Genomic DNA, 25750 nt, shown 5'->3' with positions numbered 1-25750 from the left:
GCGTCAACACCTTTTTCAACGAAAATAGCCGGAATGTGACTGTTTGGTTAGGTTGCGAACAGCGTGACCGAATATTCGGCAATTATTGGTTATTAATCGGTTTTAGCTGTGCAAAAGCGGGGCAAAAAAAATCAGACCCCGCAGGGCCTGATGATGAAATACGCGATTATTTGTAGGCTGACTGGTGAACGCCTACCGCACGTCCTGACGGATCGTTCATGGATTTGAACGATTCATCCCATTCGATCGCTTTGGCAGACGAGCAGGCGACGGACGGGCCACCCGGTACGCACTCCGCAGCGCTCGGTACCGGGAACAATTCTTCAAAGATTTCACGGTAGAGATACGCTTCTTTCGATCCCGGCGTGTTGTACGGGAAGCGGAAGCTTGCGGTTTCCAGTTGTTGGTCAGAAACCTGTTTCGCCGCCACCTCTTTCAGGGTGTCGATCCAGCTGTAGCCTACGCCATCGGAGAACTGCTCTTTCTGACGCCATGCCACGCTCGCTGGCAGGTAGGATTCAAAACATTCACGCAGGATATGTTTTTCCATTTTGCCGTTGCCGCACATCTTGTCCTGCGGGTTGATGCGCATCGCCACGTCGAGGAATTTCTTATCCAGGAACGGCACGCGTGCTTCCACGCCCCAGGCGGACATCGCTTTGTTGGCACGTGCACAGTCAAACATATGCAGCGCCTGGAGTTTACGTACGGTCTCTTCGTGCAGCTCTTTGGCGTTTGGCGCTTTATGGAAGTACAGGTAGCCACCAAACACTTCGTCAGAACCTTCACCGGAGAGCACCATCTTGATGCCCATCGCCTTGATCTTACGCGACATCAGGTACATCGGCGTTGAAGCGCGGATGGTGGTCACGTCATAGGTTTCGATGTGATAGATCACATCGCGGATCGCATCCAGGCCTTCCTGCACGGTGAAGTGAATTTCATGGTGCACGGTGCCGAGGTGGTTTGCGACTTCCTGCGCGGCTTTCAGATCCGGCGCGCCTTCCAGGCCCACGGCAAAGGAGTGCAGCTGTGGCCACCAGGCTTCTGAGCGCTCCTGATCTTCCACGCGACGAGCCGCAAATTTCTTGGTGATTGCGGAGATCACGGAGGAGTCCAGACCGCCAGAGAGCAGCACGCCGTAAGGTACGTCTGACATCAGGTGGCTTTTCACGGAATCTTCCAGCGCCTGACGCAGCTCAGCTTTGTCCGTGACGTTGTCTTTTACCGCATCGTAGTCGAACCAGTCACGCTGGTAGTACGGACGGATCTCGCCGTCTTTGCTCCACAGGTAGCTGCCCGCCGGGAACTCTTTGATGGTGCGGCAGACCGGCACCAGGGCTTTCATTTCAGAGGCAACGTAGAAGTTGCCGTGTTCATCGTGGCCCATGTACAGCGGGATAATACCGATGTGGTCACGGCCAATCAGGTAAGCGTCTTTTTCGCTGTCGTACAGGGCAAAGGCAAACATACCCTGCAGGTCGTCCAGAAACTCGGGACCTTTCTCCTGATACAGCGCCAGGATCACTTCACAGTCGGACCCGGTCTGGAACGCGTAGCGGTCGCCGTACTCGGCGCGCAGCGCCTGATGGTTGTAGATCTCACCGTTGACAGCCAGCGCGTGCGTTTTTTTCTCGTTATACAGCGGCTGTGCACCGGCGTTGACGTCAACAATAGACAGACGTTCGTGAGCCAGAATCGCTTTGTCACTGGCGTAAACGCCTGACCAGTCCGGTCCGCGATGGCGCATCAGGCGGGACAGTTCGAGTGCCTTTTTACGCAGTTCGCCCGCGTCAGTTTTAATATCCAGTACGCCAAAAATTGAACACATAACCTTCTCCGTTAACCCTGTTGCTTTGTAATGTTGCTTGCTTATGAAAATGCCGCAAAGGGGCAGGGTGCGCAAGCGTTTTACGGGTGAAAACGGAAATAGTGCAATGGTGGTTGCGGATCGGTGAAAAATGCGTATGCCAGGAGCGCTTTTATTGATGATTATGCAATGAAAGCGCTTTTTCTTTAGATGTGGACGTGTTTTGCAGGCGAGAAAATAAAAAACCACGCCCTGAGGCGTGGTTTGGTATCAGATGATGTCAATCTCATCGACGGAGGGGTAAATCCAGCTTGGGCGGAACGGCATTGAGTCAATGTCATCAAGCTGAGAGACGCCTGACAGGACCAGAATCGTCTCCAGGCCTGCCTGGAAACCGGCAAGAATATCGGTGCGCAGGTTGTCGCCGACAATCACGGTCTCTTCTGAGTGGGCCTGCATCTTGTTGAGTGCGGCACGGATGATCCACGGGCTGGGCTTGCCGACGTAGAACGGCTTGCGCCCGGAGATCTTCTCGATACCGGCACACAGCGCACCGCAGGCCGGATAAAAACCACGACCGTGGGTATCCGGGTTGGTCGCAATAAAGCGCGCGCCGTTAGCCACAAAGAAGGATGCCTTATGCATCATCTCCCAGTTGTAGGAGCGCGTTTCACCCACAATCACAAAGTCCGGGTTGACGTCGGTGATGGTAAAGCCCGCTTTGTATAGTTCATGGATCAGCGCGCCTTCACCGACCACATAGGCTTTTTTTCCTTCCTGACGTTTCAGAAAATCCGCCGTGGCCATCGCCGAGGTATAAAACACGCTGTCCGGGACGTCGACCCCTGCCGTGGCAAAGCGGTTTGCCAGATCCTGACCGGTCTGAGAAGGGTAGTTCGTGAGAAGAACCAGAGGCATTCCTTTGTCGATGATGCGGTGAAGAAACTCCGCAGCACCCGGCACGGCAACATTGTCGTGCATCAGCACGCCGTCGATATCACAAATTACATTCTTAATGGTCATGGACAGTCCGACATTAAAAAAAAGAAGGCGTTACTATAAGGTCCGATCAACTTTCCAGCAAATGCTGGAGCAGAATTCCGTTGAGCATGGCGCGTTTGACCAGCGCGAACGCGCCAATCGCCGAGCGATGGTCAAGCTTTGAACGAACCACCGGAAGATTCTGGCGGAATGCTTTCAGCGCCTGGGTGTTAATACAGCCTTCAATCGCGGGGAGCAGCACCTTTTCCGCTTCCACAATTTCACCGGCGATCACCACTTTTTGTGGGTTAAACAGGTTAATGGCGATGGCGATGGTTTTCCCCAGATGGCGCCCCACCTGCTCGATCACTTCACAGGCCAGCGCGTCGCCTTTATTAGCGGCTTTGCAGATGGTGCCTATCTTGCAGTCGTCCAGCGTGACGCGGCTTTGATAACCCTGTTCAAGCAGATGGCGAACGCGCTGCTCGATGGCCGTGTTGGCGGCGATGGTTTCAAGGCAGCCAAAGTTGCCGCAGTGGCAGCGCTCCCCGAGGGGCTCAACCTGAATGTGGCCGATCTCACCGACGTTACCGTTGCGCCCAATAAAGATTCGGCCGTTAGAGATAATGCCTGCGCCCGTACCGCGGTGGACGCGCACCAGAATAGAGTCTTCGCAGTCCTGGCTCGCACCAAAGTAGTGCTCTGCCAGCGCCAGAGAGCGGATGTCATGGCCCACAAAGCAGGTCACCTTGAAGCGCTTTTCCAGCGCGTCGACCAGCCCCCAGTTTTCAACCTGAATGTGCGGCATATAGCGGATCACGCCGCTTTCCGGGTCGACCAGACCGGGGAGTATCACCGAGATGGCGATGAGTTCGCGGATCTTGCGCTGACAGTTTTCAATAAACTGCGCGATAGTATTCAGCAGCGCATGCTCCAGCGTCTCCTGGGTGCGTTCCGGAAGGGGATAATGCTCTTCCGCAATGGCTTTGCTGCTCAGATCGTACAGCGTGAGCGTGGTGTCATGACGGCCGAGCCGGACGCCAATCGCCTGGAAATTGCGGGTTTCGGTAATAATGGAGATGGCGCGGCGGCCCCCGGTGGAGGCCTGCTGATCGACTTCTTTGATCAGACCGCGCTCAATGAGCTGGCGGGTAATTTTTGTCACGCTGGCGGGAGCAAGCTGGCTTTGTTCGGCTATCTGAATCCGCGAGATGGGTCCGTGTTGGTCAATCAGGCGATACACCGCCGCACTGTTAAGTTGTTTAACGAGATCGACATTACCGATTTGAGCTTGTCCGCCAGGTGTCATACTTTTACTTACTCAGTGACGACCTCGTTACCATTAACGATGGTCTTAATAATTTTATAATCGTGTGTGAATGCCGTCAGGTTTGCAACCATACCTGGTGCAATTCCGCCGAGCTGTTTATCCACGCCGATTGCGCGGGCCGGATAAAGGGTTGCCATGCGCAGGACTTCCTCAAGCGCAATCCCGCAGTGCTCAACCAGGTTACGTACCCCTTCAATCATGGTCAAAGAGGAACCGCTCAGCGTACCGTTTTCATCCACACACAGTCCATTGCGGTAGTATATTGTTTTACCGGCAAAAATGAACTGCTCAATATTTGCACCTGCCGGCGCGGTAGCGTCCGTCACCAGGCAAAGCTTGTCACCTTTCAGCCTCTTGGCATTGCGAATGTTGGTGTAATCGACGTGTAAGCCGTCCGCGATAATACCGCAGTAGACGTCTGGCTCATCCAGAATCGCCCCGACCAGACCCGGTTCACGCCCCGTGATATACGGCATGGCGTTATACAGGTGCGTCGCGAAGGTAATGCCCGCGCGGAAACCGGCTTTCGCTTCTTTCAGCGTGGCGTTTGAATGGCCTGCTGAAACCACAATTCCGGCGGCGGCCAGCTTGCTGATGACGTCCGTGCCGGTCATTTCCGGTGCCAGCGTCACTTTGGTGATCACATCGGCATTGGCACACATGTAGTCAACCAGCTCCGCATCGGGCTTACGCACGTAATCCGGGTTATGCGTTCCTTTCTTGACCATGTTCAGCCATGGCCCTTCAAGGTGCAGACCGAGCGCCTGATTTGGGTGTTTGGCCAGATATTCGCGCATCACGCGGATACCCTGCTTCATCAGGTCATCACTGCTGGTGATGAGCGTCGGCAGATAGCTGGTGCAGCCCGATTTCTCGTTGGCTTTCTGCATGATCTCCAGCGTTTCTACCGTTACCGCATCGGCGGTATCATTGAATTGCACACCGCCGCAGCCGTTGAGCTGTACGTCGATGAAACCGGGGGAGATTACTGCTCCATTGAGTGAGCGCTGTTCAATCTCCGGCGGCAGTTCTGCCAGCGGGCAAACACGTTCAATCAGGCCATTCGCGATAACAATCGCGTGGTCATCCAGAATTTCATGGCCGGTATAAATCCGACCGTGGGTTAAAGCGTACATAACGACCCCCGGTTAAAAAAAGCGGCCGCCTCTTGAGAAAGAGGCGGTTATTCAATTACAGACCTTTGATATTCTCGGCTTCTAACTCGTTGAAGTATTTCAGCGTTTTAACCTTCAGCTCCATCGTCGACGGCTCGTCGCAGACGATGACTGATTTAGGATGCAGCTGCAGACAGCTGATGGTCCACATATGGTTAACGTTGCCTTCAACAGCAGCCTGGAGCGCCTGCGCTTTCACGCCGCCCAGCACCAGAATCATCACTTCTTCGGCATCCAGCAGGGTGCCTACGCCTACGGTCAGGGCGTATTTTGGAACCTGGTTAACGTCACCGTCAAAGAAGCGGGAGTTTGCCACGCGCGTGTCATGGGTCAGCGTTTTAATACGGGTACGGGAAGCCAGAGAGGACGCCGGTTCGTTAAACGCGATATGACCATCGTTGCCTACGCCACCCATGAACAGGTGGATTTTACCGTAGGAACGGATTTTTTCTTCATACTGACGGCATTCTGCGTCAATATCCGGCGCGTTTCCATTCAGCAGGTTAATATTTTCAGCAGGGATATCAACGTGATCAAAGAAATTGCGGTGCATAAAGCTATGGTAGCTTTCCGGGTGGTCTTTCGGTAAGCCAACGTATTCATCCATATTGAAGGTCACAACATGTTTGAAGCTAACCTGGCCTGCTTTATGCATCTCAACCAGCGCCTTGTAGGCGGTCAGCGGCGTGCCGCCGGTCGGAAGGCCAAGAACGAAAGGACGATCGGCGGTCGGCTTGAACGCGTTAATGCGGTTTACGATATGGCGAGCGGCCCATTTACCGACTTGTTCAGCAGTTGCCAGGGGAATCAGTCTCATTGTTCACCTCAAAGTTTAAGTAGAAGAGTGGGCGGATGGCTTCGGAACCTGATACTAAAGCGTAACCTGGAAACTTTCAGGCCGGATCAATCCGTCTTGATTTTTTGAATGATAAAATAAGTTTTCGCTGTTAGCCAGTGTAAGGGAGGGCTGAATACGATATTTGGTGACAAAAATCACAAAAAATAGGTGTTTAATTTGCGATACGAATTAATTTTTCACACACTCAGACTGCCAGTGAATTATCAACGGTATCTATCGTTCGTGACACAATAAAAACATAGTTTATGCGCGAGCCTGAAAAACGGGTCTCGTAGGGGGAATAGGATGAATATTTTAGGTTTTTTCCAGCGCCTCGGTAGGGCTTTGCAGCTCCCTATCGCCGTGCTACCGGTTGCAGCATTGCTGCTGCGATTCGGGCAACCCGATCTTCTTAACGTACCGTTTATTGCTCAGGCTGGCGGTGCTATTTTTGACAACCTGGCGCTGATTTTCGCCATCGGTGTTGCCTCAAGCTGGTCAAAAGACAGCGCGGGTGCTGCAGCGCTGGCTGGGGCAGTCGGTTATTTCATCCTGACGAAAGCGATGGTAACGATTAACCCGGAAATCAACATGGGCGTGCTGGCAGGTATCATTACCGGTCTGGTCGGTGGTGCTGTGTACAACCGCTGGGCAAACATTAAGCTGCCAGACTTCCTGAGTTTCTTTGGCGGCAAACGTTTCGTGCCGATCGCGACGGGCTTCTTCTGTCTGGTTCTGGCCGCTATCTTTGGCTACGTCTGGCCACCGGTACAGCATGCGATCCATGCGGGCGGTGAGTGGATTGTTTCAGCGGGTGCAGTGGGCTCAGGTATCTTTGGTTTTATCAACCGTCTGCTGATCCCAACCGGTCTGCATCAGGTGCTGAACACTATCGCATGGTTCCAGATTGGTGAGTTCACCAATGCTGCGGGCACCGTATTCCACGGCGACATCAACCGCTTCTACGCGGGTGACGGCACCGCAGGCATGTTCATGTCTGGCTTCTTCCCAATCATGATGTTTGGTCTGCCGGGCGCTGCGCTGGCAATGTACCTGGCTGCGCCAAAAGCGCGTCGCCCAATGGTTGGCGGCATGCTGCTGTCCGTTGCGATTACCGCGTTCCTGACCGGCGTAACCGAGCCGCTGGAATTCCTGTTCATGTTCCTGGCGCCGGTGCTGTACCTCATGCATGCGGTACTTACCGGTATCAGCCTGTTTGTGGCGACCCTGCTGGGTATCCATGCTGGCTTCTCCTTCTCTGCAGGCGCGATCGACTACGTGTTGATGTACAACCTGCCGGCGGCAAGCAAGAACGTCTGGATGCTGGTGGTAATGGGTCTGGTCTTCTTCGTCATCTACTTCGTGCTGTTCACTGCGGTTATTCGTATGTTTAACCTCAAAACGCCGGGCCGCGAGGACACCAAAGACGAAGTAGTCACCAACGAAGCCAACAGCAATACCGAAGAGGGTCTGACTCAACTGGCGACCAGCTATATCGCTGCCGTCGGGGGGACTGACAACCTGAAAGCCATTGACGCCTGCATCACCCGTCTGCGTCTGACGGTGGGTGACTCTGCGCGCGTCAGCGACGCAATGTGTAAACGCCTTGGTGCATCGGGCGTGGTTAAACTGAACAAACAAACTATCCAGGTTATCGTGGGCGCCAAAGCGGAATCCATCGGTGACGAAATGAAGAAAGTGGTTGCCCGTGGACCGGTCGCGGCGGCATCAACCGACAGCGCACCTGCGTCGACGGCTGCCCCGGTAGCGAAGCCGCAGGCCGTGCCTAACGCCGTGACGGTGGCCGCGCTGGTCTCTCCGGTAACGGGTGACGTGGTTGACCTTGAGCAGGTCCCTGATGAAGCGTTCGCCAGCAAAGCGGTCGGTGACGGTGTGGCGGTGAAACCAACGGATAAAACCGTGGTGTCTCCGGCGGCCGGTACCATCGTGAAAATCTTCAACACCAACCACGCGTTCTGCCTCGAAACCGAAAAGGGCGCGGAGATCGTTGTCCACATGGGTATCGATACCGTTGCGCTGAATGGTCAGGGCTTTACTCGCCTGGTGGAAGAGGGCGCTGAAGTGGTGGCCGGACAGCCGATTCTGGAAATGGATCTGGACTTCCTGAATGCCAACGCGCGTTCCATGATTAGCCCGGTGGTTTGCAGCAACATCGACGACTTCAGCGGTCTGGTCATCCAGGCGAAAGGTCAGGTTGTTGCGGGTCAAACCCCGCTGTACGAGATTAAAGGCAAGTAATCGCTCCTGAGTAGAGTCATGCCTTAAGCGGCGGGGGATATCCTCCGCCGCTTTTTTTTGCAGCAAATGCCCCCATTATTTTCATCTGATACGTATTTTCCGTAACTAAGGGTTGTCACTACGTCCGGCTTATAAGATCATATGCCGTTATACGTTGTTTACGCTTTGAGGAATCCACGATGAGTGAGGCTGAAGCCCGCCCGAGTAACTTTATTCGTCAGATCATCGATGAAGATCTGGCCAGTGGTAAGCACACCACAATTCATACCCGTTTTCCGCCGGAGCCGAATGGCTACCTGCATATCGGGCATGCGAAGTCCATCTGCCTGAACTTTGGCATTGCGCAAGACTACCAGGGGCAGTGCAACCTGCGTTTCGATGACACAAACCCAGTAAAAGAAGACATCGAATACGTTGAGTCCATCAAAAATGACGTGCAATGGTTGGGCTTCAACTGGTCTGGCGATATCTGCTACTCCTCTGACTACTTTGATCAGCTGTATGCCTACGCGGTAGAGCTTATCAACAAAGGTCTGGCGTATGTTGACGAACTGTCTGCAGATGAGATCCGTGAGTACCGCGGTACGCTGACCGCGCCGGGCAAAAACAGCCCGTTCCGCGATCGCAGCGTGGAAGAGAACCTGGCGCTGTTTGAAAAAATGCGCGCCGGTGGTTTCGAAGAAGGCAAAGCCTGCCTGCGTGCCAAAATTGATATGGCATCGCCGTTCATCGTAATGCGCGATCCGGTGCTGTATCGTATTAAGTTCGCTGAACACCATCAGACTGGCAACAAGTGGTGCATCTACCCGATGTACGACTTCACTCACTGCATCAGCGATGCGCTGGAAGGCATCACCCACTCGCTGTGTACGCTGGAGTTCCAGGACAACCGTCGTCTGTACGACTGGGTGCTGGATAACATCACCATTCCGGTGCATCCGCGCCAGTACGAGTTCTCTCGTCTGAATCTGGAATACACCGTGATGTCCAAGCGTAAGCTGAACCTGCTGGTGACCGACAAGCACGTTGAAGGCTGGGATGACCCGCGTATGCCGACCATCTCCGGTCTGCGCCGTCGTGGTTACACCGCGGCGTCAATCCGTGAATTCTGCAAGCGTATCGGCGTGACCAAGCAGGACAACACCATTGAGATGGCCTCACTGGAATCCTGCATTCGCGAGGATCTCAACGAAAACGCCCCGCGCGCGATGGCCGTTATCGATCCGGTGAAACTGGTCATCGAGAACTATCCGCAGGGCGAGAGCGAACTGGTCTCCATGCCTAACCATCCGAACAAACCGGAAATGGGAAGCCGTGACGTGCCGTTCAGCGGCGAGATCTGGATTGACCGCGCTGACTTCCGTGAAGAAGCCAACAAGCAGTACAAGCGTCTGGTGCTGGGTAAAGAAGTGCGTCTGCGTAATGCTTACGTCATCAAAGCCGAGCGTGTTGAAAAAGATGCGGAAGGGAATATCACCACCATCTTCTGTTCTTATGACGCTGAAACGCTAAGTAAAGATCCGGCGGATGGCCGCAAGGTGAAAGGCGTTATCCACTGGGTGAGCGCAACCCACGCGCTGCCGGTCGAGATCCGTCTTTACGATCGTCTGTTCAGCGTGCCTAACCCAGGTGCGGCGGAAGACTTCCTGGCGACCATCAACCCGGAATCGCTGGTGATTAAGCAGGGTTATGCGGAGCCGTCCCTGAAAGCGGCTGAAGCGGGCAAAGCGTTCCAGTTCGAACGTGAAGGTTACTTCTGCCTGGACAGCCGTTACAGCACGGCGGAAAAACCGGTATTTAACCGTACCGTAGGCCTGCGTGATACCTGGACGAAGATCGGCGAATAATATTCCTGCTCTGGTCAATGAGAGACAAACGCCGCATTATGCGGCGTTTTTTTATTTAACGATCAGAGTATTAAGCCAGGGTCTAAAGAGGTGTCCTGAAAATAACAGGTCAATGAGGTGCTACTTATTTTTTTAAAAAAAGTTTGTATCATTGCCAAAATCAAGAAGGTTATAAAAAAGGAACGCGATCCACCGCCTGGCCACTGAAAAACCTGAGAATTACCCGTCATTCCTCGCCTTCCTGTAAATGTTACAAAGCACTACCAATTATGTGCACTTCGTCATAATCCTGACTTTTGCCCGCTGAAAAGCATTGATAATTCGCGTCGCGAAAAATAACCTAAAGACGGTAGTTAATTCGAGGGTATTTAAAACTACCCCTGACCATTTGGTCTTTTTTATTTACGCCGTTTCAGGCGTTTTAATTCGTCAAAGAGGAATAATCTATGCGTACGTTCAGTGGCAAACGTAGTGCGCTGGCGCTGGCTATTGCCGGTGTGACAGCAATGTCGGGGCTGGTGATTGCGCCAGAGGCAAAAGCAGCGGGTTTCATCGAAGATTCTACCCTCACGGGCGGTATTTATTACTGGCAGCGTGAGCGTGACCGTAAAGACGTCACTGAAGATAAATACAAAACCAACCTCTCGCACTCCACCTGGAACGCCAACCTGGACTTCCAGTCAGGCTACGCCGCGGATATGTTCGGTCTGGATATTGCCGCGTTCACCGCGATCGAAATGGCGGAAAACGGCGACAGCGGCCACCCGAACGAAATCGCCTTCTCCTCCAGCAACAAAGCCTATGATGAAGACTGGTCCGGGGATAAGAGCGGAATCAGCCTTTACAAAGCCGCAGCGAAATTCAAATACGGCCCGGTCTGGGCGCGTGGGGGGTATATTCAGCCAACTGGCCAGACGCTGTTAGCCCCACACTGGAGCTTTATGCCGGGTACCTATCAGGGGGCGGAAGCAGGGGCTAACTTTGACTACGGCGATGCGGGTGCGCTGAGCTTCTCCTATATGTGGACCAACGAGTACAAAGCACCGTGGCACATTGAGATGGACAAGTTCTACCAGAACGACAAGAAAACCAAGGTCGATTACCTCCACTCTCTGGGGGCGAAATACGACTTCAAAAACGATCTGGTTCTCGAAGCGGCATTTGGCCAGGCGCAAGGGTATATCGATCAATACTTTGCCAAGGCCAGCTATAAGTTCGATATCGCGGGTAGCCCGTTGAGTACCAGCTACCAGTTCTACGGTACGCGCGACAAAGTCAGTAACGGTGGTGTCAACGACATCTACGACGGCACCGCGTGGCTGCAGGCGCTCACCTTTGGCTACAAGGTCGGTCAGGTTGATTTGCGTCTGGAAGGCACATGGGTGAAGGCGGAAGGGCAGCAGGGCTACTTCCTGCAGCGTATGACCCCGACCTACGCCTCCTCCAACGGTCGTCTTGATATCTGGTGGGATAACCGCTCCGACTTCAACGCCGACGGTGAGAAAGCGGTCTTCTTCGGCGCAATGTACGATCTGAAAAACTGGAACCTGCCTGGCTGGGCGGTGGGCGCGTCTTACGCTTACGCCTGGGATGCAAAACCTGCCGACATGGCAACACCGGATGCTTACTACGATCCAAACTATCGCCTGAAAGAGTCTTCCTACAGCCTGGATGCAATCTATACCCTGCAGGATGGCCGCGCGAAAGGCACGATGTTCAAACTGCACTTCACCCAGTACGACAACCACTCCGATATCCCGAGCTACGCGGGCGGTTACGGCAACATCTTCCAGGATGAACGTGACGTGAAATTCATGGTTATCGCACCGTTCACCATCTTCTGATGAATCGTACGGCGGGCCAGCTCCCGCCGGACCGGAGACTGCATATGATGAAAAAAATCGTAATCGTCGCGCTATTGGCATCGGGGCTGGTGGCGTGTGCCCAGACTCAGGCACCGAAAGAGGACTCCCGTCTCAGGGAGGCCTACAGCGCCTGTATTAATACTGCGGAAGGCTCGCCGGAGAAAATTGAAGCCTGTCAGAGCGTGCTGAATGTGCTGAAGAAAGAAAAAGCGCACGAGCAGTTTGCGACGCAGGAAAATGTCCGGGTGATGGATTACCAGGCCTGTATCCAGGCGCGTAAAACCGGTAACGATCAGGAAGTGGCGAAGCGTTGCGACAAGATCTGGAACGAGATACGCAATAACAATAAATAAGTTGCTTTACGCCCGGTGGCGCTGCGCCACCGGGCTTTTTTCTGGCAAAAAAAAGCCAACCTTGCGGCTGGCTCAGAGTATGAATACTCGCTTATTTTGCGTCGTGCGCGTGGTCATCTTCACGGCAGTCGCCTTCAGCGCAGTGACCGTAAAGGTACAGGCTGTGGTTGGTGAGGCGGATACCGTGACGCGCGGCGATTTCACGCTGGCGCGCTTCGATGGAATCATCGCTAAATTCAATGACCTTGCCACAGTCGAGGCAGATCAGGTGATCGTGGTGCTGCTGCTGGGTCAGTTCGAATACAGATTTACCGCCTTCGAAATTATGACGGGTGACAATGCCCGCGTCATCAAACTGGTTCAGCACACGATAGACGGTAGCCAGCCCAATCTCTTCACCCATGTCGATAAGACGTTTATAAAGGTCTTCCGCACTGACATGGTGATTGTCTGGACCCTGAAGCACTTCGAGGATTTTTAACCGAGGAAGCGTAACTTTCAGGCCAGCCTTCTTTAATGCGGTATTGTTGTCAGTCATGCGGAATCTGTCCTGTTGCTAAACGATTCACTTCTGTAGGAAGTGACAGAAAATGCACCTGGGATAATGCGTCTCATTATAGAACTGCCATGGCTAAATGAAAACTGCAAGTCTCAGGCAAAATATGCTTATAAAAATGGGGTATCACCAACAAACTTGCTCGATGGAAAACCACATTTATCAGGGAGACATTGTACAGGTCTGGGCGAAAAAGTTAAAAGATTGTAGCAATTAATTTAATCGGTTTGACCTGGTGCACGGGCGCAACCGCCGTTGCGCCGCGAGAAAAATCAGGCGTTAAGAATATCGTCCAGGTGCAGTTCTTCACGGATCTGCTTAACCCATTTCTCAACGCGCTCTGCGGTCAGTTCTGGCTGACGGTCTTCGTCGATGGCCAGGCCCACGAAGTGATCGTCATCGGCCAGGCCTTTAGATGCTTCGAAGTGGTAACCGGCGGTCGGCCAGTGGCCGACGATCACTGCGCCATTCGGCTCAATGATGTCGCGGATGGTACCCAGCGCGTCACAGAAGTACTCGGCGTAGTCTTCCTGATCGCCGCAGCCAAACAGGGCGACCAGCTTACCGTTGAAGTCCACTTCTTCCAGCGTCGGGAAGAAATCATCCCAGTCACACTGGGCTTCACCGTAGTACCAGGTCGGAATACCCAGCAGCAGAATGTCATAGCCTTCGAGATCTTCTTTGCTGCTCTTGGCGATGTCATGCACATCAGCAACGTCTTTACCGAGCTGTTTTTGAATGTTTTTCGCGATATTTTCGGTATTGCCGGTATCACTGCCAAAGAAAATGCCGATGATTGCCATGAGTAAAATAACCTCTTGAAACTTAATAGTATGGTGGCGCAATTCGGCCACGGATAAGGGCAATAATAGCAGAACTGGCAACCCTGCGGAAACAGCTATCGCGCAGGACTGCACTCTGTGCTACATGAAAAGGGTAATTAAGGGAATTTTCAGACTTATGCCTGGCCGCGCAATGTCTCAAGCTGGGCGATCAGCATCTCTTCAATGAGCTCGCTGCGGCTGATATTTCGCGCCTCGGCCAGCTCGTTAAGTGCATCGACCGCGTCAGCGTTGAGCTTCAGTTCGACACGCTTAAGCCCACGATTTTTATCGCGTTTAAGCTGATTGCGTTTATTGATACGCAGCTGTTCATCGCGCGAAAGCGGATTCGTCTTCGGTCGTCCCGGGCGACGCTCATTCGCGAACAGATCTAGTGTCGTACGGTCCGTTTGTTCTTTGGCCATGATTCTGAGACTTCGGGGGAAACACGCCGCCCTGCTAATGCCCGGGCGATAAGCGCGCCATCATACATCACCAAAAACGGCGCGCCAACGACTGGAAGCCCGCAGCCTTCCAGTCGCTCTCTTTTTAATCAATTTGCAGTATCAGCAAGATAGCGGCGAATGGCGCGCAGCACGGCGTCAGGTTTTTCCGCATGCACCCAGTGCCCGGCTCCGGCAATGACGTGGGCGCGAGCCTGCGGGAATTGCGCCAGTATGGCGTCGCGGTACGCGTCGGTAACGTAAGGGGAGTTACCGCCGCGAATAAAGAGGGTAGGGTGCGGCCAGGCGGGCACGGTTTGCCAGCCCACAATATTGTTGTACTGGTTCCAGAGCACCGGCACGTTAAAACGCCACTGGCCGTCAACAAACGACTTCAGCAGGAACTGCACGACGCCTTCTTCATCAAGCTGCTCACGCATGATGGTAGCTGCCTGCTGGCGGGTCGCGATACCCGCTTCGGTGACCGCATTGATGGCGGCAAAAATCTCGTCGTGACGGCGCACGTCGTAATCCACGGGCGCAACATCAATCACCACCAGGCCGTTAATACGCTCCGGGGCCAGCGCCGTCAGGGCCATCACCGCTTTGCCGCCCATTGAATGCCCGATGAGGGTGACCTTTTGCAGATCGTTGGCATCCAGCGTATCCAGCAGATCCTGCGCCATCGCGGCGTAGGTCATCTCGTCGGAACGGCCGGAAAGACCGTGATTGCGCATATCGACCTGTAAGATATCGTGATCGGTAACCAGATCGCGCGCCAGCACGCCCAGGTTATCCAGGCTGCCAAAAAGCCCGTGAACCAGTACGATGGGAGAATTATTGTTCGGCGATTGTGCAGTTTGCGCTCGGGTATTCAATTTCATGGCAAAGTTCTTTTTTTACGTATGTCAGGTTAGGGTATCATGTTGACCATTCTGCCGCCCGGCTGCAAGGTTCCAGTTTAATCTGACTTTTGCCGCCAACCTGGTTTGACGCTATCCGCTGTTGGGATTTGACCTTATAATCCCAATGACTTGTATTCAGATAAGATATCGCACTGGATTAAGATGAAAACAATCGAAGTTGATGACGAACTCTATCAGTATATTGCCAGCCAGACGCGGCATATCGGGGAGAGCGCGTCCGACATTTTACGGCGCATGCTTAAAATTTCCGCCGCTTCACAGCCTGCTACCCCAGTCACCAAAGATGTCGTGTCTCAGCCAAGCGTTGTTGCACAAGCAAAACCTGCCGTGACGCCGGCAAAAGATAAAGTGCGCGCGATGCGCGAGCTGCTGCTCTCCGATGAATACGCGGAGCAGAAAAAGGCGGTCAACCGCTTTATGCTGGTGCTGTCTACACTTTATTCACTGGATAACAAAGCGTTTGCTGAAGCGACCGAGTCACTGCATGGTCGTACTCGCGTCTACTTCGCGGGCGACGAGCAGACGCTGCTGCAAAATGGCAATCAAACCAAACCCAAACATGTTCCTGGCACCCCGTACTGGGTGATCACCAATACCAACACGGGCCGCAAGTGCAGCATGATTGAACACATCATGCAGTCCATGCAGTTCCCGGCGGAATTGATTGAAAAGGTTTGCGGTACAATTTAACCCTTGCATCAGAAGGACCCGGTAATGGCAAATCACAGCCGTGCAGGCCAACCTGCACAACAAAGCGATTTGATTAACGTCGCTCAGCTGACCGCGCAGTATTACGTGCTGAAGCCGGTCGTGGGCAACGCAGAACACGCAGTGAAGTTTGGTACATCTGGTCACCGCGGCAGCGCGGCGCGCCACAGCTTTAACGAACCGCACATTCTGGCCATTGCTCAGGCCATTGCGGAAGAGCGCGCTAAAAACGGCGTTACCGGTCCGTGCTACGTGGGGAAAGATACCCATGCCCTGTCTGAACCGGCCTTTATTTCCGTGCTGGAAGTTCTGACAGCGAACGGCGTTGATGTGATTGTTCAGGAGAACAACGGCTTCACCCCAACGCCTGCGGTGTCTAACGCCATCCTGGTACACAACAAAAAAGGTGGCGCGCTGGCTGACGGTATCGTTATCACGCCATCCCACAACCCACCGGAAGATGGCGGCATCAAATACAACCCGCCTAACGGTGGCCCGGCAGACACCAACGTCACCAAAGTGGTTGAAGATCGTGCGAACGCCTTGCTGGCCGACGGTCTGAAAGGCGTGAAGCGCATCTCTCTGGATGCGGCCATGGCGTCCGGCCACGTAAAAGAGCAGGATCTGGTTCAGCCGTTCGTGGAAGGTCTGGCGGATATCGTCGATATGGCGGCCATCCAGAAAGCCGGCCTGAAGCTGGGTGTGGATCCGCTGGGCGGCTCCGGTATTGAATACTGGAAACGTATTGCCGAGCACTACAAGCTGGATCTGACCATCGTGAACGATCACGTCGATCAGACCTTCCGTTTTATGCACCTGGACAAAGACGGCGCGATCCGCATGGACTGCTCCTCCGAGTGCGCAATGGCGGGCCTGCTGGCGCTGCGTGATAAATTCGATCTGGCGTTTGCTAACGACCCGGATTACGACCGCCACGGTATCGTCACCCCTGCCGGGCTGATGAACCCGAACCACTATCTGGCTGTGGCGATTAACTACCTGTTCCAGCACCGTCCGCAGTGGGGCAATGAGGTGGCTGTCGGTAAAACGCTGGTTTCCTCCGCGATGATCGACCGCGTGGTGGACGCGCTGGGCCGCAAGCTGGTGGAAGTGCCGGTAGGCTTCAAATGGTTTGTTGACGGTCTGCACGACGGCAGCTTTGGCTTCGGTGGTGAAGAGAGCGCGGGGGCCTCTTTCCTGCGCTTCGACGGCACGCCATGGTCAACCGATAAAGACGGCATCATCATGTGCCTGCTGGCGGCGGAAATTACCGCGGTCACCGGTAAAAACCCGCAGGAACATTACAACGACCTGGCGGCACGCTTTGGTGCACCAAGCTATAACCGTATTCAGGCCAGCGCAACGTCAGCCCAGAAAGCAGCCTTGTCCAAACTCTCTCCTGAGATGGTCAGCGCAAGCACCCTGGCCGGCGACCCGATTACCGCGCGTCTGACGGCGGCACCGGGTAACGGCGCCTCCATTGGTGGGCTGAAAGTGATGACCGAAAACGGCTGGTTCGCTGCGCGTCCATCCGGCACGGAAGATGCGTATAAAATCTATTGCGAAAGCTTCCTCGGCGCTGAGCATCGTCAGCAGATTGAGAAAGAAGCGGTAGAGATTGTCAGCGAAGTGCTGAAAAACGCGTAAGTGGTATTCGGGTGCGGGCTGATGCCCTCACCCCCGGCCCTCTCCCACAGGGAGAGGGAGAAAACACTAAAAAACGGCACCCCCTGGGTTGCCGTTTTGCTTTTACCTAACTGTGCTTATTCTTCAATTCAAACCGCGGTGACACCAGACCGTACAGCGTCCAGCCCATAAAGGTCACCATCGCGCCATACAGCATCGCTTCCTGGCCGGAGGAATAGAGTGCATAGAAGCTGTAGATTGCCCCAATCAGCGCCACGATATTTGCCGCACGCGCCTTGCGTGGATCAACCTTCGCGACTTTCTGAATAATCACCAGCGCCGCCATCGACAGGATATACGGAATGATATTCGTCACGACCGCCAGGTTGACCAGCACGTTAAACTGGCTGTTCAGCGACGGGCTAATGGTCATCAGCGACAATCCACTCTGGAAGATGACAATCGCCAGCATGCCCTGCACCGGCGCATCGGCTTTGGTGACGCGGGAGAAGATTTTTGGGAAGTAACCTTCATCAGCCGAGGATTTAAACACCTGCGCGATGGTGAACTGCCAGCCAAGGAGTGAACCGCAGCACGACATGACCATCAGACCCATAATCACTTTTCCGACTTCCGGCGTGAACATCTGCGCGAAGGCCAGCCCGAACGGCGCCGTGGAGTTGGCCAGATCCATGTTCGGAACGATGCCCGCAATGACGTTCGTCGAGACGATATAGATCACCGCCGCGCCCAGCGTACCGCCGAGGACCGCAATCGGGACGTTCTTTTCCGGATTATCAACGACTTCTGCGTTCGCGCAGGCGGATTCCAGACCGAGGAAGGCCCAGAGCGTCATGGCGATAGAAGAGCCGACTGCGCTGAAGAACGGCACATGGTGCGGGTTCCAGGAGTTGGCGTACAGGGTCGGGCTGAACCAGAACCAGCCGATGATGCACAGGCCGACAACCGGAATAATCACGCCCCAGACGGTGATGCTGCTGAGCTGTCCGGTGATACGCGCGCCGCCAAAGTTAGCCACGGTGCAGATCCACAGCACGCCGATGGTGGCTAAACCAATCTGTACCGGGCTGAGCGTCGCGCCAAACAGCTCTGTACCGTAGCCCACGGCGGAGATGGCAATCGCCACGTTGGCGATCAGCAGTGATACCCCATAGGTATAGTTGGCCATAAAGTTGCCCGACTTGCCAAAGGCATACTCGGCGTAGCCTCCCATGCCGCCTGACTTGCGGCTGAACATCCCGCACTTGGCAAATGCCCACGCCAGCGCCATCGAGCCGACGGCGGTCACCAGCCAGGAGATGATTGAAATGGTTCCTACTTCGGCAAGCTTGGTGGGCAGCATGATGATGCCGGAGCCCATCATGTTCACCATGGTGAGGATGGTCAGCTGCACCACGCCCATCTTATTGGACTTACTCATAATTTCTCTCCTTTCAGCAGCGCGGGCTGAGCGGCGGGTTGTTTGATGACGTTACAGCGAACCTGTTTACGGCCCTCGCACTCCTCGACGTACACACCCTGCAGCTCCGGCGCAAAGCCCGGCAGCAGGTTGATGCCTTCTTCCAGCGCGGTGAAGTAGCGCAGCACGGAGCCGCCCCAGACCTCCCCCGGGACAACGCACAGCACCCCCGGCGGATAAGGCAGGGCGCCTTCCGCGGCGATTCGGCCTTCCGCGTCGCGAAGGGAGACCAGTTCAACCTCACCGCGCAGATAGGCATAGTTCGCGTCCTGCGGGTTCATCATCACGCGTGGGAAATGGGACTTGCGGAACATCTCTTTCTGCAGCTGTTTCACGTTATGACGGGCGTACAGGTCATGCATCTCCTGGCAGATCTGGCGCAGGGTGTAATCCGCGTAACGTTCCGGATGTTGCTTGTAGAGAGAAGGCAGGACGTCTTTCAGCGGAGCATCGCTCTCGAGCAGTTTTTCGAAGCGCACCAGCTGCGCCACCAGCTGCTGCAGTTTGCCCATATCTTCCGCAGGCGTGAGCAGGAACAGGATCGAGTTGAGATCGCATTTCTCCGGCACGATGCCGTTTTCACGCAGGAAGTTGGCGAGGATGGTGGCGGGCACGCCGAAATCGTCATACTCGCCGGTGCGGGCGTTAATGCCCGGCGTGGTTAGCAGCAGCTTGCACGGGTCGATAAAATACTGATGCTCAGCGTAACCTTCAAAAGCGTGCCAGTTTTCACCCGGCACGAAGTGGAAGAAGCGCAGATTGGTCGCAATCTCCGCCGTGTCCCAGCTTTCCCACGGACGACCCTCCACCGTCTCCGGCACGAAGGGGCGTAGATACCGGCAGTTCTCCAGGATTAGCTTACGCGCTTCAATACCGTTCACCACGCAGTCCATCCACATGTTGCGGCCGCTCTGGCCTTCATGCATACGGGCGTTGATGTCCAGCGCGGCAAACAGCGGATAGAACGGGCTGGTGGAGGCGTGCATCATAAAGGCATTATTCAGCCGCTTATGCGGGACATAGCGCTGCTGGCCTTTGATGTGGCTGTCTTTCTTGTGAATTTGCGAGGTCTGGGAGAAGCCTGCCTGCTGTTTATGCACGGACTGGGTAACCAAAATCCCCGGATCGTTTTCGTTCAGCTCCAGCAGCAGCGGCGAGCAGTCGGCCATCATCGGAATAAACTGCTCGTAACCCACCCAGGCGGAGTCAAACAGGATGTAATCACACAGATGCCCAATCTTATCCACCACCTGACGGGCGTTGTAGATGGTGCCATCGTAGGTGCCCAGTTGGATCACCGCCAGACGGAACGGACGCGCATCGCGCGCACGGCCCGGTGCAACTTCGGCCACCAGCTCGCGCAGGTAATGTTCTTCAAAACAGTGGGCGTCAATGCCGCCGATAAAGCCGTACGGGTTGCGCGCCGTTTCCAGATAGATCGGCGTTGCGCCTGCCTGGAGGAGGGCACCGTGATGGTTGGATTTGTGGTTATTACGGTCGAACAGTACCAGGTCGCCCGGGGTGAGCAGGGCGTTAAGCACCACTTTGTTAGATGACGAGGTGCCGTTCAGCACGAAATAGGTCTTATCGGCATTAAAGACCTTCGCCGCATGTTGCTGCGCAATGCACGGCGCGCCCTCGTGAATCAGCAGATCGCCCATTGCGACGTCGGCGTTGCACAGATCGGCGCGGAAAAGCGTCTCGCCAAAGAAATCAACGAACTGATTACCGGCTGGATGGCGGCGGAAGAACTGGCCACCCTGATGCCCAGGGCAGTCAAACGCGCTGTTGCCCTGCTTCACATAGTCGACCAGGGCGCGGAAAAACGGCGGGCGCAGCTGGGTTTCATACCGCAGGGCAGCCGCTTCCAGCTGGCGTCCATAAAAGTCGTTGCTGGTGTCTGAATACTCAAATACGCCATGAATGCGCGATAAATAGTCTGCCGGAATGATCTCTTCTTTATGCGTCGCAACAAAAACAGGAATACCAAATCCGGTGGCTTCTATTTCTTCCAGTATGCCGTCGGTAATATCACTGACCGCCAGCACAATAGCGGCAACGTCGATATAATCAGAGGTTCTGACATCCACCAGTTCACGCTGGGTGGTAAAGCAATCCGGACATGCACGGCTGGCTGCGATTTTTAAACTTTTCATCTTTCTCTCTTTATTTTAGGTAATAAGCGTCCCTCGATTTCTTGCAAGAAAGAAATCGATAATTTTCCGGAAAAAAAGCAAAAGGTGGCCGCTGATTAAAATCAGTACATTGCTTTTTTGATGATTGAAATTCAGTCCGCCCGGTGCGGATGAGTCTGAATCAAAATGAATGAGCGCACGAGTTCACAGGCAATAGCCTGTAAAATAAGGTGTTTCAGGATGACCTGTAAGCGAGTGCGCCAGAAGTCGAAGGACTACCGGGCATTAAAGAGATGAAAGTCAAAGCAGTTTCGGTGGGCAAACATCATGATATGTGTTGTCCGCCTTATATGGGGCATTAAACGATTGTTGTTTTCCATGATTCATTTTCCTTTCAGTAATTGAAAGCACGGTCATTTTATCCAGGAAAAGGCGATTAACTGTGAAGAAGATCACCGTTAACCGATCATTTCAGAAATAAATAGTCGTTTTTGATGAATATCGCAGATCAAAACTCTGATTTGTTACCGATGAGTTAACAGGACGTTTTATCAATGTTTTAAATGGACATAAATAATCCAAAAAACACTGACTGGATTATTTTTGATATATTTTCTGAGAGGTTTTTATTTTAATTAAAAATAAAATGAATAGTTATTCAGAGCATAAACCGATAACCGATACCGGTTTCAGTTAATAAATGGCGAGGGCGAGCGGGGTCGACTTCGAGTTTCTGACGAAGGTGTCCCATATATATGCGTAAATAGTGACTATGTTCCACGGCGTTGGGTCCCCACACCTGACTTAACAGCTGGCGCTGGGTGAGAACCTTACCGTGATTGTTAAGCAGCACGGCGAGCAGGCGAAATTCAATGGGCGTGAGGTGAATTTCCTCTTCGCCGCGCACAATGCGCCGCGCGGCCAGGTCAACCCGGATATCCCCAAACGTGTAGGTTGGATCGGCAGGCGTGGTGGCGCTGTGGCGACGCAGCGCCACGCGAAGGCGAGCCTGTAGCTCGCCGATACCAAATGGTTTAATCAGATAGTCATCCGCCCCGGCATCCAGCGCGGCGATTTTATCCGTCTCTTCCGTACGGGCGGAGAGCACGAGGATCGGCATCTGGCTCCACTGCCGGACTTCACGAATAAAATCGATGCCGTCGCCGTCCGGGAGTCCAAGATCGAGGATCACCAGGTCCGGCTTGCGGGTGGCGGCTTCAATTAAACCCCGCTGAAGCGTACCCGCATCATGGACGCGCAGACCGTCTCCTTCCAGCGCAGCGCGCAGAAAACGGCTAATGGCGATCTCATCTTCAACAATCAGAACGTTGATCACAAATCCTCTGGTAATTCATTAAGTTCTGGCGGGGTTTCCAGAGGAAGTGTAACACAAAAACGTGCGCCGCCTTCGGGACGATTCTCTGCGGAAATGGACCCGCCGTGGACGTCAATGATTGCCTGGCATATTGCCAGCCCCAGCCCCACACCCGGAATGGCCGACTCCTTATTGCCGCGTGCAAATTTCTCGAAAATAGCCAACTCCTGCCCGGCTGGAATGCCGGGGCCGGTATCCCAGACGTTAAGGCGAAGCGTGCCATCTTCCACCGTCGCATCCACCCCAATCTGAGCACTGGCACCCGCATATTTGGCGGCATTTTCCAGCAGGTTGATCAGCACCCGCTCGAACAAGGGCCCATCAACGTGAATTAAGGTCAGGGGCTCGGGCATGTTCAGCGCAATATGCCGCCCGCCCAGGCCCGGCTCGAGCATTTTCAGCGCGCTGCCCACCACCTCTTCCAGCGTGAGCCACTCTTTTTTGAGGTTAAAACCGCCCGACTGGATACGCGCCATGTCGAGCAGGTTATTCACCAGGCGCGTGGTATTCAGCACATGCTGGCGGATCTCGCTGGCCTGAAGGGCATGCTTCGAGCCTTCCGCCGCCAGGTCCAGCGTCAGAATTTCTGACTGACCGAACAGGACGGTGAGCGGGGTACGCAGATCGTGAGACAGCGCCGCCAGCAGCGAGTTACGAATGCTTTCACGCTCGCTCGCCAGCCGGGCCTGTTCCTCGCTGGCGGTGAGGGCCAGTCGTTCCAGCGCGCTGGCAACCAGCAGCGTAAACGTCTCCAGTAAACGCTGCTGTTCGGGGATCATCAGCTGGCGCAGGTTGGAAGGCTCCACGATGACCAGCCCCTGATTTTTATCGGCACTGCGCAGCGGCAGAATTTGATAGGGCACGCCGGGGAGGGTGTCCGTCCCCGCGCCCGCCGGTAAGCCTTTGTCAAAGCTCCAGCGTGCGATGGCCTCGTCCCAGGGCGTCATGCCGGTGGCCGAGGTCAGCGGGCGCAGCTTACCGTGTTCGTCCGGGAGTAAAATCAGGTTGCTGGCATGAAACGTCGAGCGAATAAACTGCTCGCTGGTCTGCACGATATCCAGCGGCGTACGGCCCACCGCCAGCGATTTCGACATCTCGTAGAGATGGCGCGTACGCTGTTCGCGATAGCGGGCGATACGCGCCTGATAGCGCACGCCCGCCGTCAGATTCCCGATCACCAGCCCGACGGTGAGCATCACCGCGAAGGTGAGGATGTACTGTACGTCCGAGACGGCCAGCGTCCCGCGGGGGGCAATAAAGAACAGATCGAAGCTGATGACGTTAACAACCGTCGCCAGGACCGACGGCCAGCGCCCGTAAAAGAGGGCCACCACCACCACGCCCAGGAGGTAGATCATCACCAGGTTGGCGGCATCAAACGCAATCAGCCACTGGCTGGCAATCACGGTAATCAGGGCGCAGAGCACGACGGCGACAAGACAGCCGCGGAGCTGAATGCGCCATTTATCGCTGAAGGTGCGGCCGTCCGGCGCGCGATTGGGTAAAGGGGTAGGTTTGTCGTCCAGCGCCACGATCACCAGATCCAGATCCGGCGCACGACGGGCCAGCTTGTCGGCAAAGGATTCGCGGCTAAACCAGCGGCGATGCTGGCGACGGCCGATGACGATTTTCCCCAGGTTATGCTCGCGCGCGTAGCGCAGAATGGCTTTATCTTCCTGCGGATCGGAAAGGGTGGCGGTTTCCGCGCCCAGCTCCTGCGCCAGGCGCAGCGAACTCAGGATCGCGCGACGCTGGTTTTCGGGCAGCGCGTGCAACTGCGGCGTTTCGACATACACCGCATGCCAGACGCTGCCAAATTTGGCCGCCAGGCGCGCGGCGGTGCGGACAAGCTTTTCATTGCCGCTGCCGTGGCCCACGCACAGCAGGATGGCATCTCGCGTGTGCCAGACGCGTTCCTGGCCCTGCAGGTCCCGCCAGGCGCGCATCTGATCGTCCACCCGGTCGGCGGTTCGGCGCAGGGCCAGCTCGCGCAGGGCAATCAGGTTGCCTTTACGGAAGAAATGTTCGATGGCGCGCTCGGCCTGACCGGCGATATACACTTTGCCTTCGTGCAGGCGCTGGCGCAAATCATCGGGCGGAAGGTCGACCAGCACCACCTCGTCCGCGGAATCAAAGAAGGGATCGGGCACCGTCTCGCGCACCTGAATGCCGGTCACGCCGCTGACCACGTCGTTCAGGCTTTCGAGATGCTGAACGTTTACCGTGGTGAACACATCGATACCGGCTTCAAGTAATTCTTCAACATCCTGCCAGCGTTTTGGATGGCGTGAGCCAGGCGCATTGCTGTGCGCCAGCTCGTCCATCAGGATAAGCGCGGGACGGCGGGCGAGGGCGGCATCGAGATCGAATTCAGTGACTAACCGACCGCGATGGCTGATGCGGCGGGGCGGCTGGGTAGCCAGCCCCTTCAGCAGTGATGCTGTCTCTTTACGTCCGTGGGTTTCAACCACGCCGATCAGAATATCGAGCCCCTGCGCCCGAAGCCGCTGGGCTTCCGTCAGCATGGCGAAGGTTTTCCCGACGCCCGCGCAGGCGCCGAAGAAAATTTTCAGTTTGCCGCGATGGGCTTCAGCTGTTTGTTCGAGCAGCCTGTCCGGATCCGGGCGCATGGGCTCGTCGGTCATTTAGTTTTTCCTTAGCGCGTCCAGCGCCAGATTCAGCTCAACAATATTTACCACAGGCATGCCGATGAAGCTGACCAGCGGCTTTTGCGTGTGCTCTGCCACCAACTGGCTCACCTGTTCGACGGTCAGCTGACGGGCAGCGGCAACGCGCGGGATCTGCCATGCCACCGCTGCCGGCGTCAGGCTGTAGTCCAGCCCGCTGGCCGAGGCGGTCACCAGCTCCACGGGCACGTCACGGCTGGCCTGCGGATTCGCGGCGCGCAGGGCTGCTACGCGCTCCGCGACGGCTTTGTCCAGTTCAGGGTTACTGCCCGCCAGGTTGCTGCCGCCGGATGCCATCGGATTATACGGGCTTTCGGCAGTGGCGGAAGGGCGTCCCTGGAAGTAGCGGGCATCCGTAAAGTTCTGACCAATCAGGCGAGAGCCGCGGTTTTCACCATTTTGCAGTATCAGCGAGCCGTTAGCCTGATCCTTAAACCACCACTGGCCCAGCGCGGTGGTCACCAGCGGGTACAGCCCGCCGGTAATGAGAGACAGCAGAATAAACAGAAGTATAGCGGGGCGTAACATGGTCATT

At 55.1% G+C, this 25750-nt stretch carries 21 protein-coding genes; 6 read left to right on the top strand and 15 right to left on the bottom strand.

Features of this window, described 5'->3' with window-relative positions:
* Positions 1-166 precede the first annotated feature (166 nt).
* The 5 genes from asnB to nagB form a co-directional block, all read right to left on the bottom strand.
* Positions 167-1831 carry an asparagine synthase B gene (gene asnB, locus ACMGGE_RS10690; protein ID WP_021242994.1) on the bottom strand — a complete coding sequence of 555 codons (1665 nt, stop codon included), beginning with the start codon at positions 1829-1831 and terminating at the stop codon, positions 167-169.
* 249 nt (positions 1832-2080) lie between these two features.
* Positions 2081-2833, bottom strand: coding sequence for a ribonucleotide monophosphatase NagD (gene nagD / locus ACMGGE_RS10685; RefSeq protein ID WP_008501057.1), 753 nt, complete (start codon positions 2831-2833; stop codon positions 2081-2083).
* A 46-nt stretch (positions 2834-2879) separates the two neighbouring features.
* The gene (nagC, locus tag ACMGGE_RS10680) at positions 2880-4100 is read right to left on the bottom strand and encodes a DNA-binding transcriptional regulator NagC (protein WP_325818722.1); all 1221 of its coding nucleotides are present in this window, start codon (positions 4098-4100) and stop codon (positions 2880-2882) included.
* A gap of 8 nt (positions 4101-4108) precedes the next feature.
* Positions 4109-5257: an N-acetylglucosamine-6-phosphate deacetylase gene (gene nagA, locus ACMGGE_RS10675; protein WP_023343588.1), complete on the bottom strand. Its 1149-nt coding sequence runs from the start codon at positions 5255-5257 to the stop codon at positions 4109-4111.
* 55 nt (positions 5258-5312) lie between these two features.
* Complete coding sequence (nagB, locus tag ACMGGE_RS10670; protein ID WP_008501061.1) at positions 5313-6113, bottom strand: glucosamine-6-phosphate deaminase; 801 nt, start codon at positions 6111-6113, stop codon at positions 5313-5315.
* Between the two features lie 327 nt (positions 6114-6440).
* On the opposite strand from nagB, the gene nagE reads away from it, so the two are divergent.
* The 4 genes from nagE (at position 6441) to chiQ (ending at position 12458) form a co-directional block, all read left to right on the top strand.
* On the top strand, positions 6441-8393 hold the full coding sequence (gene nagE, locus ACMGGE_RS10665) for a PTS N-acetyl glucosamine transporter subunit IIABC (protein WP_048226098.1): 1953 nt from the start codon (positions 6441-6443) through the stop codon (positions 8391-8393).
* A 179-nt stretch (positions 8394-8572) separates the two neighbouring features.
* The gene (gene glnS / locus ACMGGE_RS10660) at positions 8573-10240 is read left to right on the top strand and encodes a glutamine--tRNA ligase (RefSeq protein WP_045909581.1); all 1668 of its coding nucleotides are present in this window, start codon (positions 8573-8575) and stop codon (positions 10238-10240) included.
* 446 nt (positions 10241-10686) lie between these two features.
* A complete protein-coding gene (gene chiP / locus ACMGGE_RS10655) occupies positions 10687-12084 on the top strand; it encodes a chitoporin ChiP (RefSeq protein WP_023293022.1) in 1398 nt (465 codons plus the stop codon).
* A gap of 47 nt (positions 12085-12131) precedes the next feature.
* Positions 12132-12458: a ChiQ/YbfN family lipoprotein gene (gene chiQ, locus ACMGGE_RS10650; RefSeq protein ID WP_045909866.1), complete on the top strand. Its 327-nt coding sequence runs from the start codon at positions 12132-12134 to the stop codon at positions 12456-12458.
* A 91-nt stretch (positions 12459-12549) separates the two neighbouring features.
* On the opposite strand, the gene fur is transcribed toward chiQ, so the two are convergent.
* The 4 genes from fur to ybfF all read right to left on the bottom strand — a co-directional run bounded on the left by fur (position 12550) and on the right by ybfF (position 15162).
* Positions 12550-12996, bottom strand: coding sequence for a ferric iron uptake transcriptional regulator (gene fur, locus ACMGGE_RS10645; protein WP_014169146.1), 447 nt, complete (start codon positions 12994-12996; stop codon positions 12550-12552).
* A gap of 290 nt (positions 12997-13286) precedes the next feature.
* Positions 13287-13817 (bottom strand): flavodoxin FldA, encoded by a 531-nt coding sequence (gene fldA / locus ACMGGE_RS10640; protein ID WP_008501067.1) that lies wholly within the window; start codon positions 13815-13817, stop codon positions 13287-13289.
* A 155-nt stretch (positions 13818-13972) separates the two neighbouring features.
* The gene (gene ybfE, locus ACMGGE_RS10635) at positions 13973-14260 is read right to left on the bottom strand and encodes a LexA regulated protein (protein WP_023310772.1); all 288 of its coding nucleotides are present in this window, start codon (positions 14258-14260) and stop codon (positions 13973-13975) included.
* A 128-nt stretch (positions 14261-14388) separates the two neighbouring features.
* Entirely contained in the window at positions 14389-15162 is a 774-nt protein-coding gene (gene ybfF / locus ACMGGE_RS10630) for an esterase (RefSeq protein WP_343665618.1), read from the bottom strand.
* A gap of 183 nt (positions 15163-15345) precedes the next feature.
* On the opposite strand from ybfF, the gene seqA reads away from it, so the two are divergent.
* Together seqA and pgm are read left to right on the top strand one after the other, a co-directional pair.
* Positions 15346-15894 carry a replication initiation negative regulator SeqA gene (gene seqA / locus ACMGGE_RS10625; protein WP_008501070.1) on the top strand — a complete coding sequence of 183 codons (549 nt, stop codon included), beginning with the start codon at positions 15346-15348 and terminating at the stop codon, positions 15892-15894.
* A 24-nt stretch (positions 15895-15918) separates the two neighbouring features.
* Positions 15919-17559, top strand: coding sequence for a phosphoglucomutase (alpha-D-glucose-1,6-bisphosphate-dependent) (pgm, locus tag ACMGGE_RS10620; RefSeq protein WP_343665620.1), 1641 nt, complete (start codon positions 15919-15921; stop codon positions 17557-17559).
* Between the two features lie 106 nt (positions 17560-17665).
* Here pgm and potE read toward each other — a convergent pair whose 3' ends face one another.
* The 6 genes from potE to kdpC form a co-directional block, all read right to left on the bottom strand.
* On the bottom strand, positions 17666-18979 hold the full coding sequence (gene potE / locus ACMGGE_RS10615) for a putrescine-ornithine antiporter (RefSeq protein WP_008501072.1): 1314 nt from the start codon (positions 18977-18979) through the stop codon (positions 17666-17668).
* Positions 18976-21174, bottom strand: coding sequence for an ornithine decarboxylase SpeF (gene speF, locus ACMGGE_RS10610; protein WP_334762989.1), 2199 nt, complete (start codon positions 21172-21174; stop codon positions 18976-18978). The genes potE and speF overlap by 4 nt, the downstream gene beginning before the upstream one ends.
* Positions 21175-21428: 254 nt before the next feature.
* Complete coding sequence (gene speFL, locus ACMGGE_RS10605; protein ID WP_003858645.1) at positions 21429-21533, bottom strand: leader peptide SpeFL; 105 nt, start codon at positions 21531-21533, stop codon at positions 21429-21431.
* Positions 21534-21811: 278 nt separating this feature from the next.
* On the bottom strand, positions 21812-22489 hold the full coding sequence (gene kdpE / locus ACMGGE_RS10600) for a two-component system response regulator KdpE (RefSeq protein ID WP_008501074.1): 678 nt from the start codon (positions 22487-22489) through the stop codon (positions 21812-21814).
* On the bottom strand, positions 22486-25173 hold the full coding sequence (kdpD, locus tag ACMGGE_RS10595) for a two-component system sensor histidine kinase KdpD (RefSeq protein WP_262778735.1): 2688 nt from the start codon (positions 25171-25173) through the stop codon (positions 22486-22488). The genes kdpE and kdpD overlap by 4 nt, the downstream gene beginning before the upstream one ends.
* A complete protein-coding gene (kdpC, locus tag ACMGGE_RS10590; protein ID WP_021241023.1) occupies positions 25174-25749 on the bottom strand; it encodes a potassium-transporting ATPase subunit KdpC in 576 nt (191 codons plus the stop codon).
* Between the last annotated feature and the right edge of the window lies 1 nt (position 25750).

The sequence above is a fragment of the Enterobacter sp. BNK-22 genome (genome assembly GCF_048684805.1).
Taxonomy (GTDB): Bacteria; Pseudomonadota; Gammaproteobacteria; order Enterobacterales; family Enterobacteriaceae; genus Enterobacter; species Enterobacter quasiroggenkampii.
The sequence above is the reverse complement of the archived record's forward strand: the minus strand, read 5'-3'. Positions and strand labels throughout refer to the sequence as shown.

Excerpts from the sequence above, each read along its gene's own strand:
- asnB (WP_021242994.1), bottom strand. The coding sequence starts at position 1,831 with ATGTGTTCAATTTTTGGCGTACTGGATATTAAAACTGACGCGGGCGAA.
- nagD (WP_008501057.1), bottom strand. The coding sequence starts at position 2,833 with ATGACCATTAAGAATGTAATTTGTGATATCGACGGCGTGCTGATGCAC.
- nagC (WP_325818722.1), bottom strand. The coding sequence starts at position 4,100 with ATGACACCTGGCGGACAAGCTCAAATCGGTAATGTCGATCTCGTTAAA.
- nagA (WP_023343588.1), bottom strand. The coding sequence starts at position 5,257 with ATGTACGCTTTAACCCACGGTCGGATTTATACCGGCCATGAAATTCTG.
- nagB (WP_008501061.1), bottom strand. The coding sequence starts at position 6,113 with ATGAGACTGATTCCCCTGGCAACTGCTGAACAAGTCGGTAAATGGGCC.
- nagE (WP_048226098.1), top strand. The coding sequence starts at position 6,441 with ATGAATATTTTAGGTTTTTTCCAGCGCCTCGGTAGGGCTTTGCAGCTC.
- glnS (WP_045909581.1), top strand. The coding sequence starts at position 8,573 with ATGAGTGAGGCTGAAGCCCGCCCGAGTAACTTTATTCGTCAGATCATC.
- chiP (WP_023293022.1), top strand. The coding sequence starts at position 10,687 with ATGCGTACGTTCAGTGGCAAACGTAGTGCGCTGGCGCTGGCTATTGCC.
- chiQ (WP_045909866.1), top strand. The coding sequence starts at position 12,132 with ATGAAAAAAATCGTAATCGTCGCGCTATTGGCATCGGGGCTGGTGGCG.
- fur (WP_014169146.1), bottom strand. The coding sequence starts at position 12,996 with ATGACTGACAACAATACCGCATTAAAGAAGGCTGGCCTGAAAGTTACG.
- fldA (WP_008501067.1), bottom strand. The coding sequence starts at position 13,817 with ATGGCAATCATCGGCATTTTCTTTGGCAGTGATACCGGCAATACCGAA.
- ybfE (WP_023310772.1), bottom strand. The coding sequence starts at position 14,260 with ATGGCCAAAGAACAAACGGACCGTACGACACTAGATCTGTTCGCGAAT.
- ybfF (WP_343665618.1), bottom strand. The coding sequence starts at position 15,162 with ATGAAATTGAATACCCGAGCGCAAACTGCACAATCGCCGAACAATAAT.
- seqA (WP_008501070.1), top strand. The coding sequence starts at position 15,346 with ATGAAAACAATCGAAGTTGATGACGAACTCTATCAGTATATTGCCAGC.
- pgm (WP_343665620.1), top strand. The coding sequence starts at position 15,919 with ATGGCAAATCACAGCCGTGCAGGCCAACCTGCACAACAAAGCGATTTG.
- potE (WP_008501072.1), bottom strand. The coding sequence starts at position 18,979 with ATGAGTAAGTCCAATAAGATGGGCGTGGTGCAGCTGACCATCCTCACC.
- speF (WP_334762989.1), bottom strand. The coding sequence starts at position 21,174 with ATGAAAAGTTTAAAAATCGCAGCCAGCCGTGCATGTCCGGATTGCTTT.
- speFL (WP_003858645.1), bottom strand. The coding sequence starts at position 21,533 with ATGGAAAACAACAATCGTTTAATGCCCCATATAAGGCGGACAACACAT.
- kdpD (WP_262778735.1), bottom strand. The coding sequence starts at position 25,173 with ATGACCGACGAGCCCATGCGCCCGGATCCGGACAGGCTGCTCGAACAA.
- kdpC (WP_021241023.1), bottom strand. The coding sequence starts at position 25,749 with ATGACCATGTTACGCCCCGCTATACTTCTGTTTATTCTGCTGTCTCTC.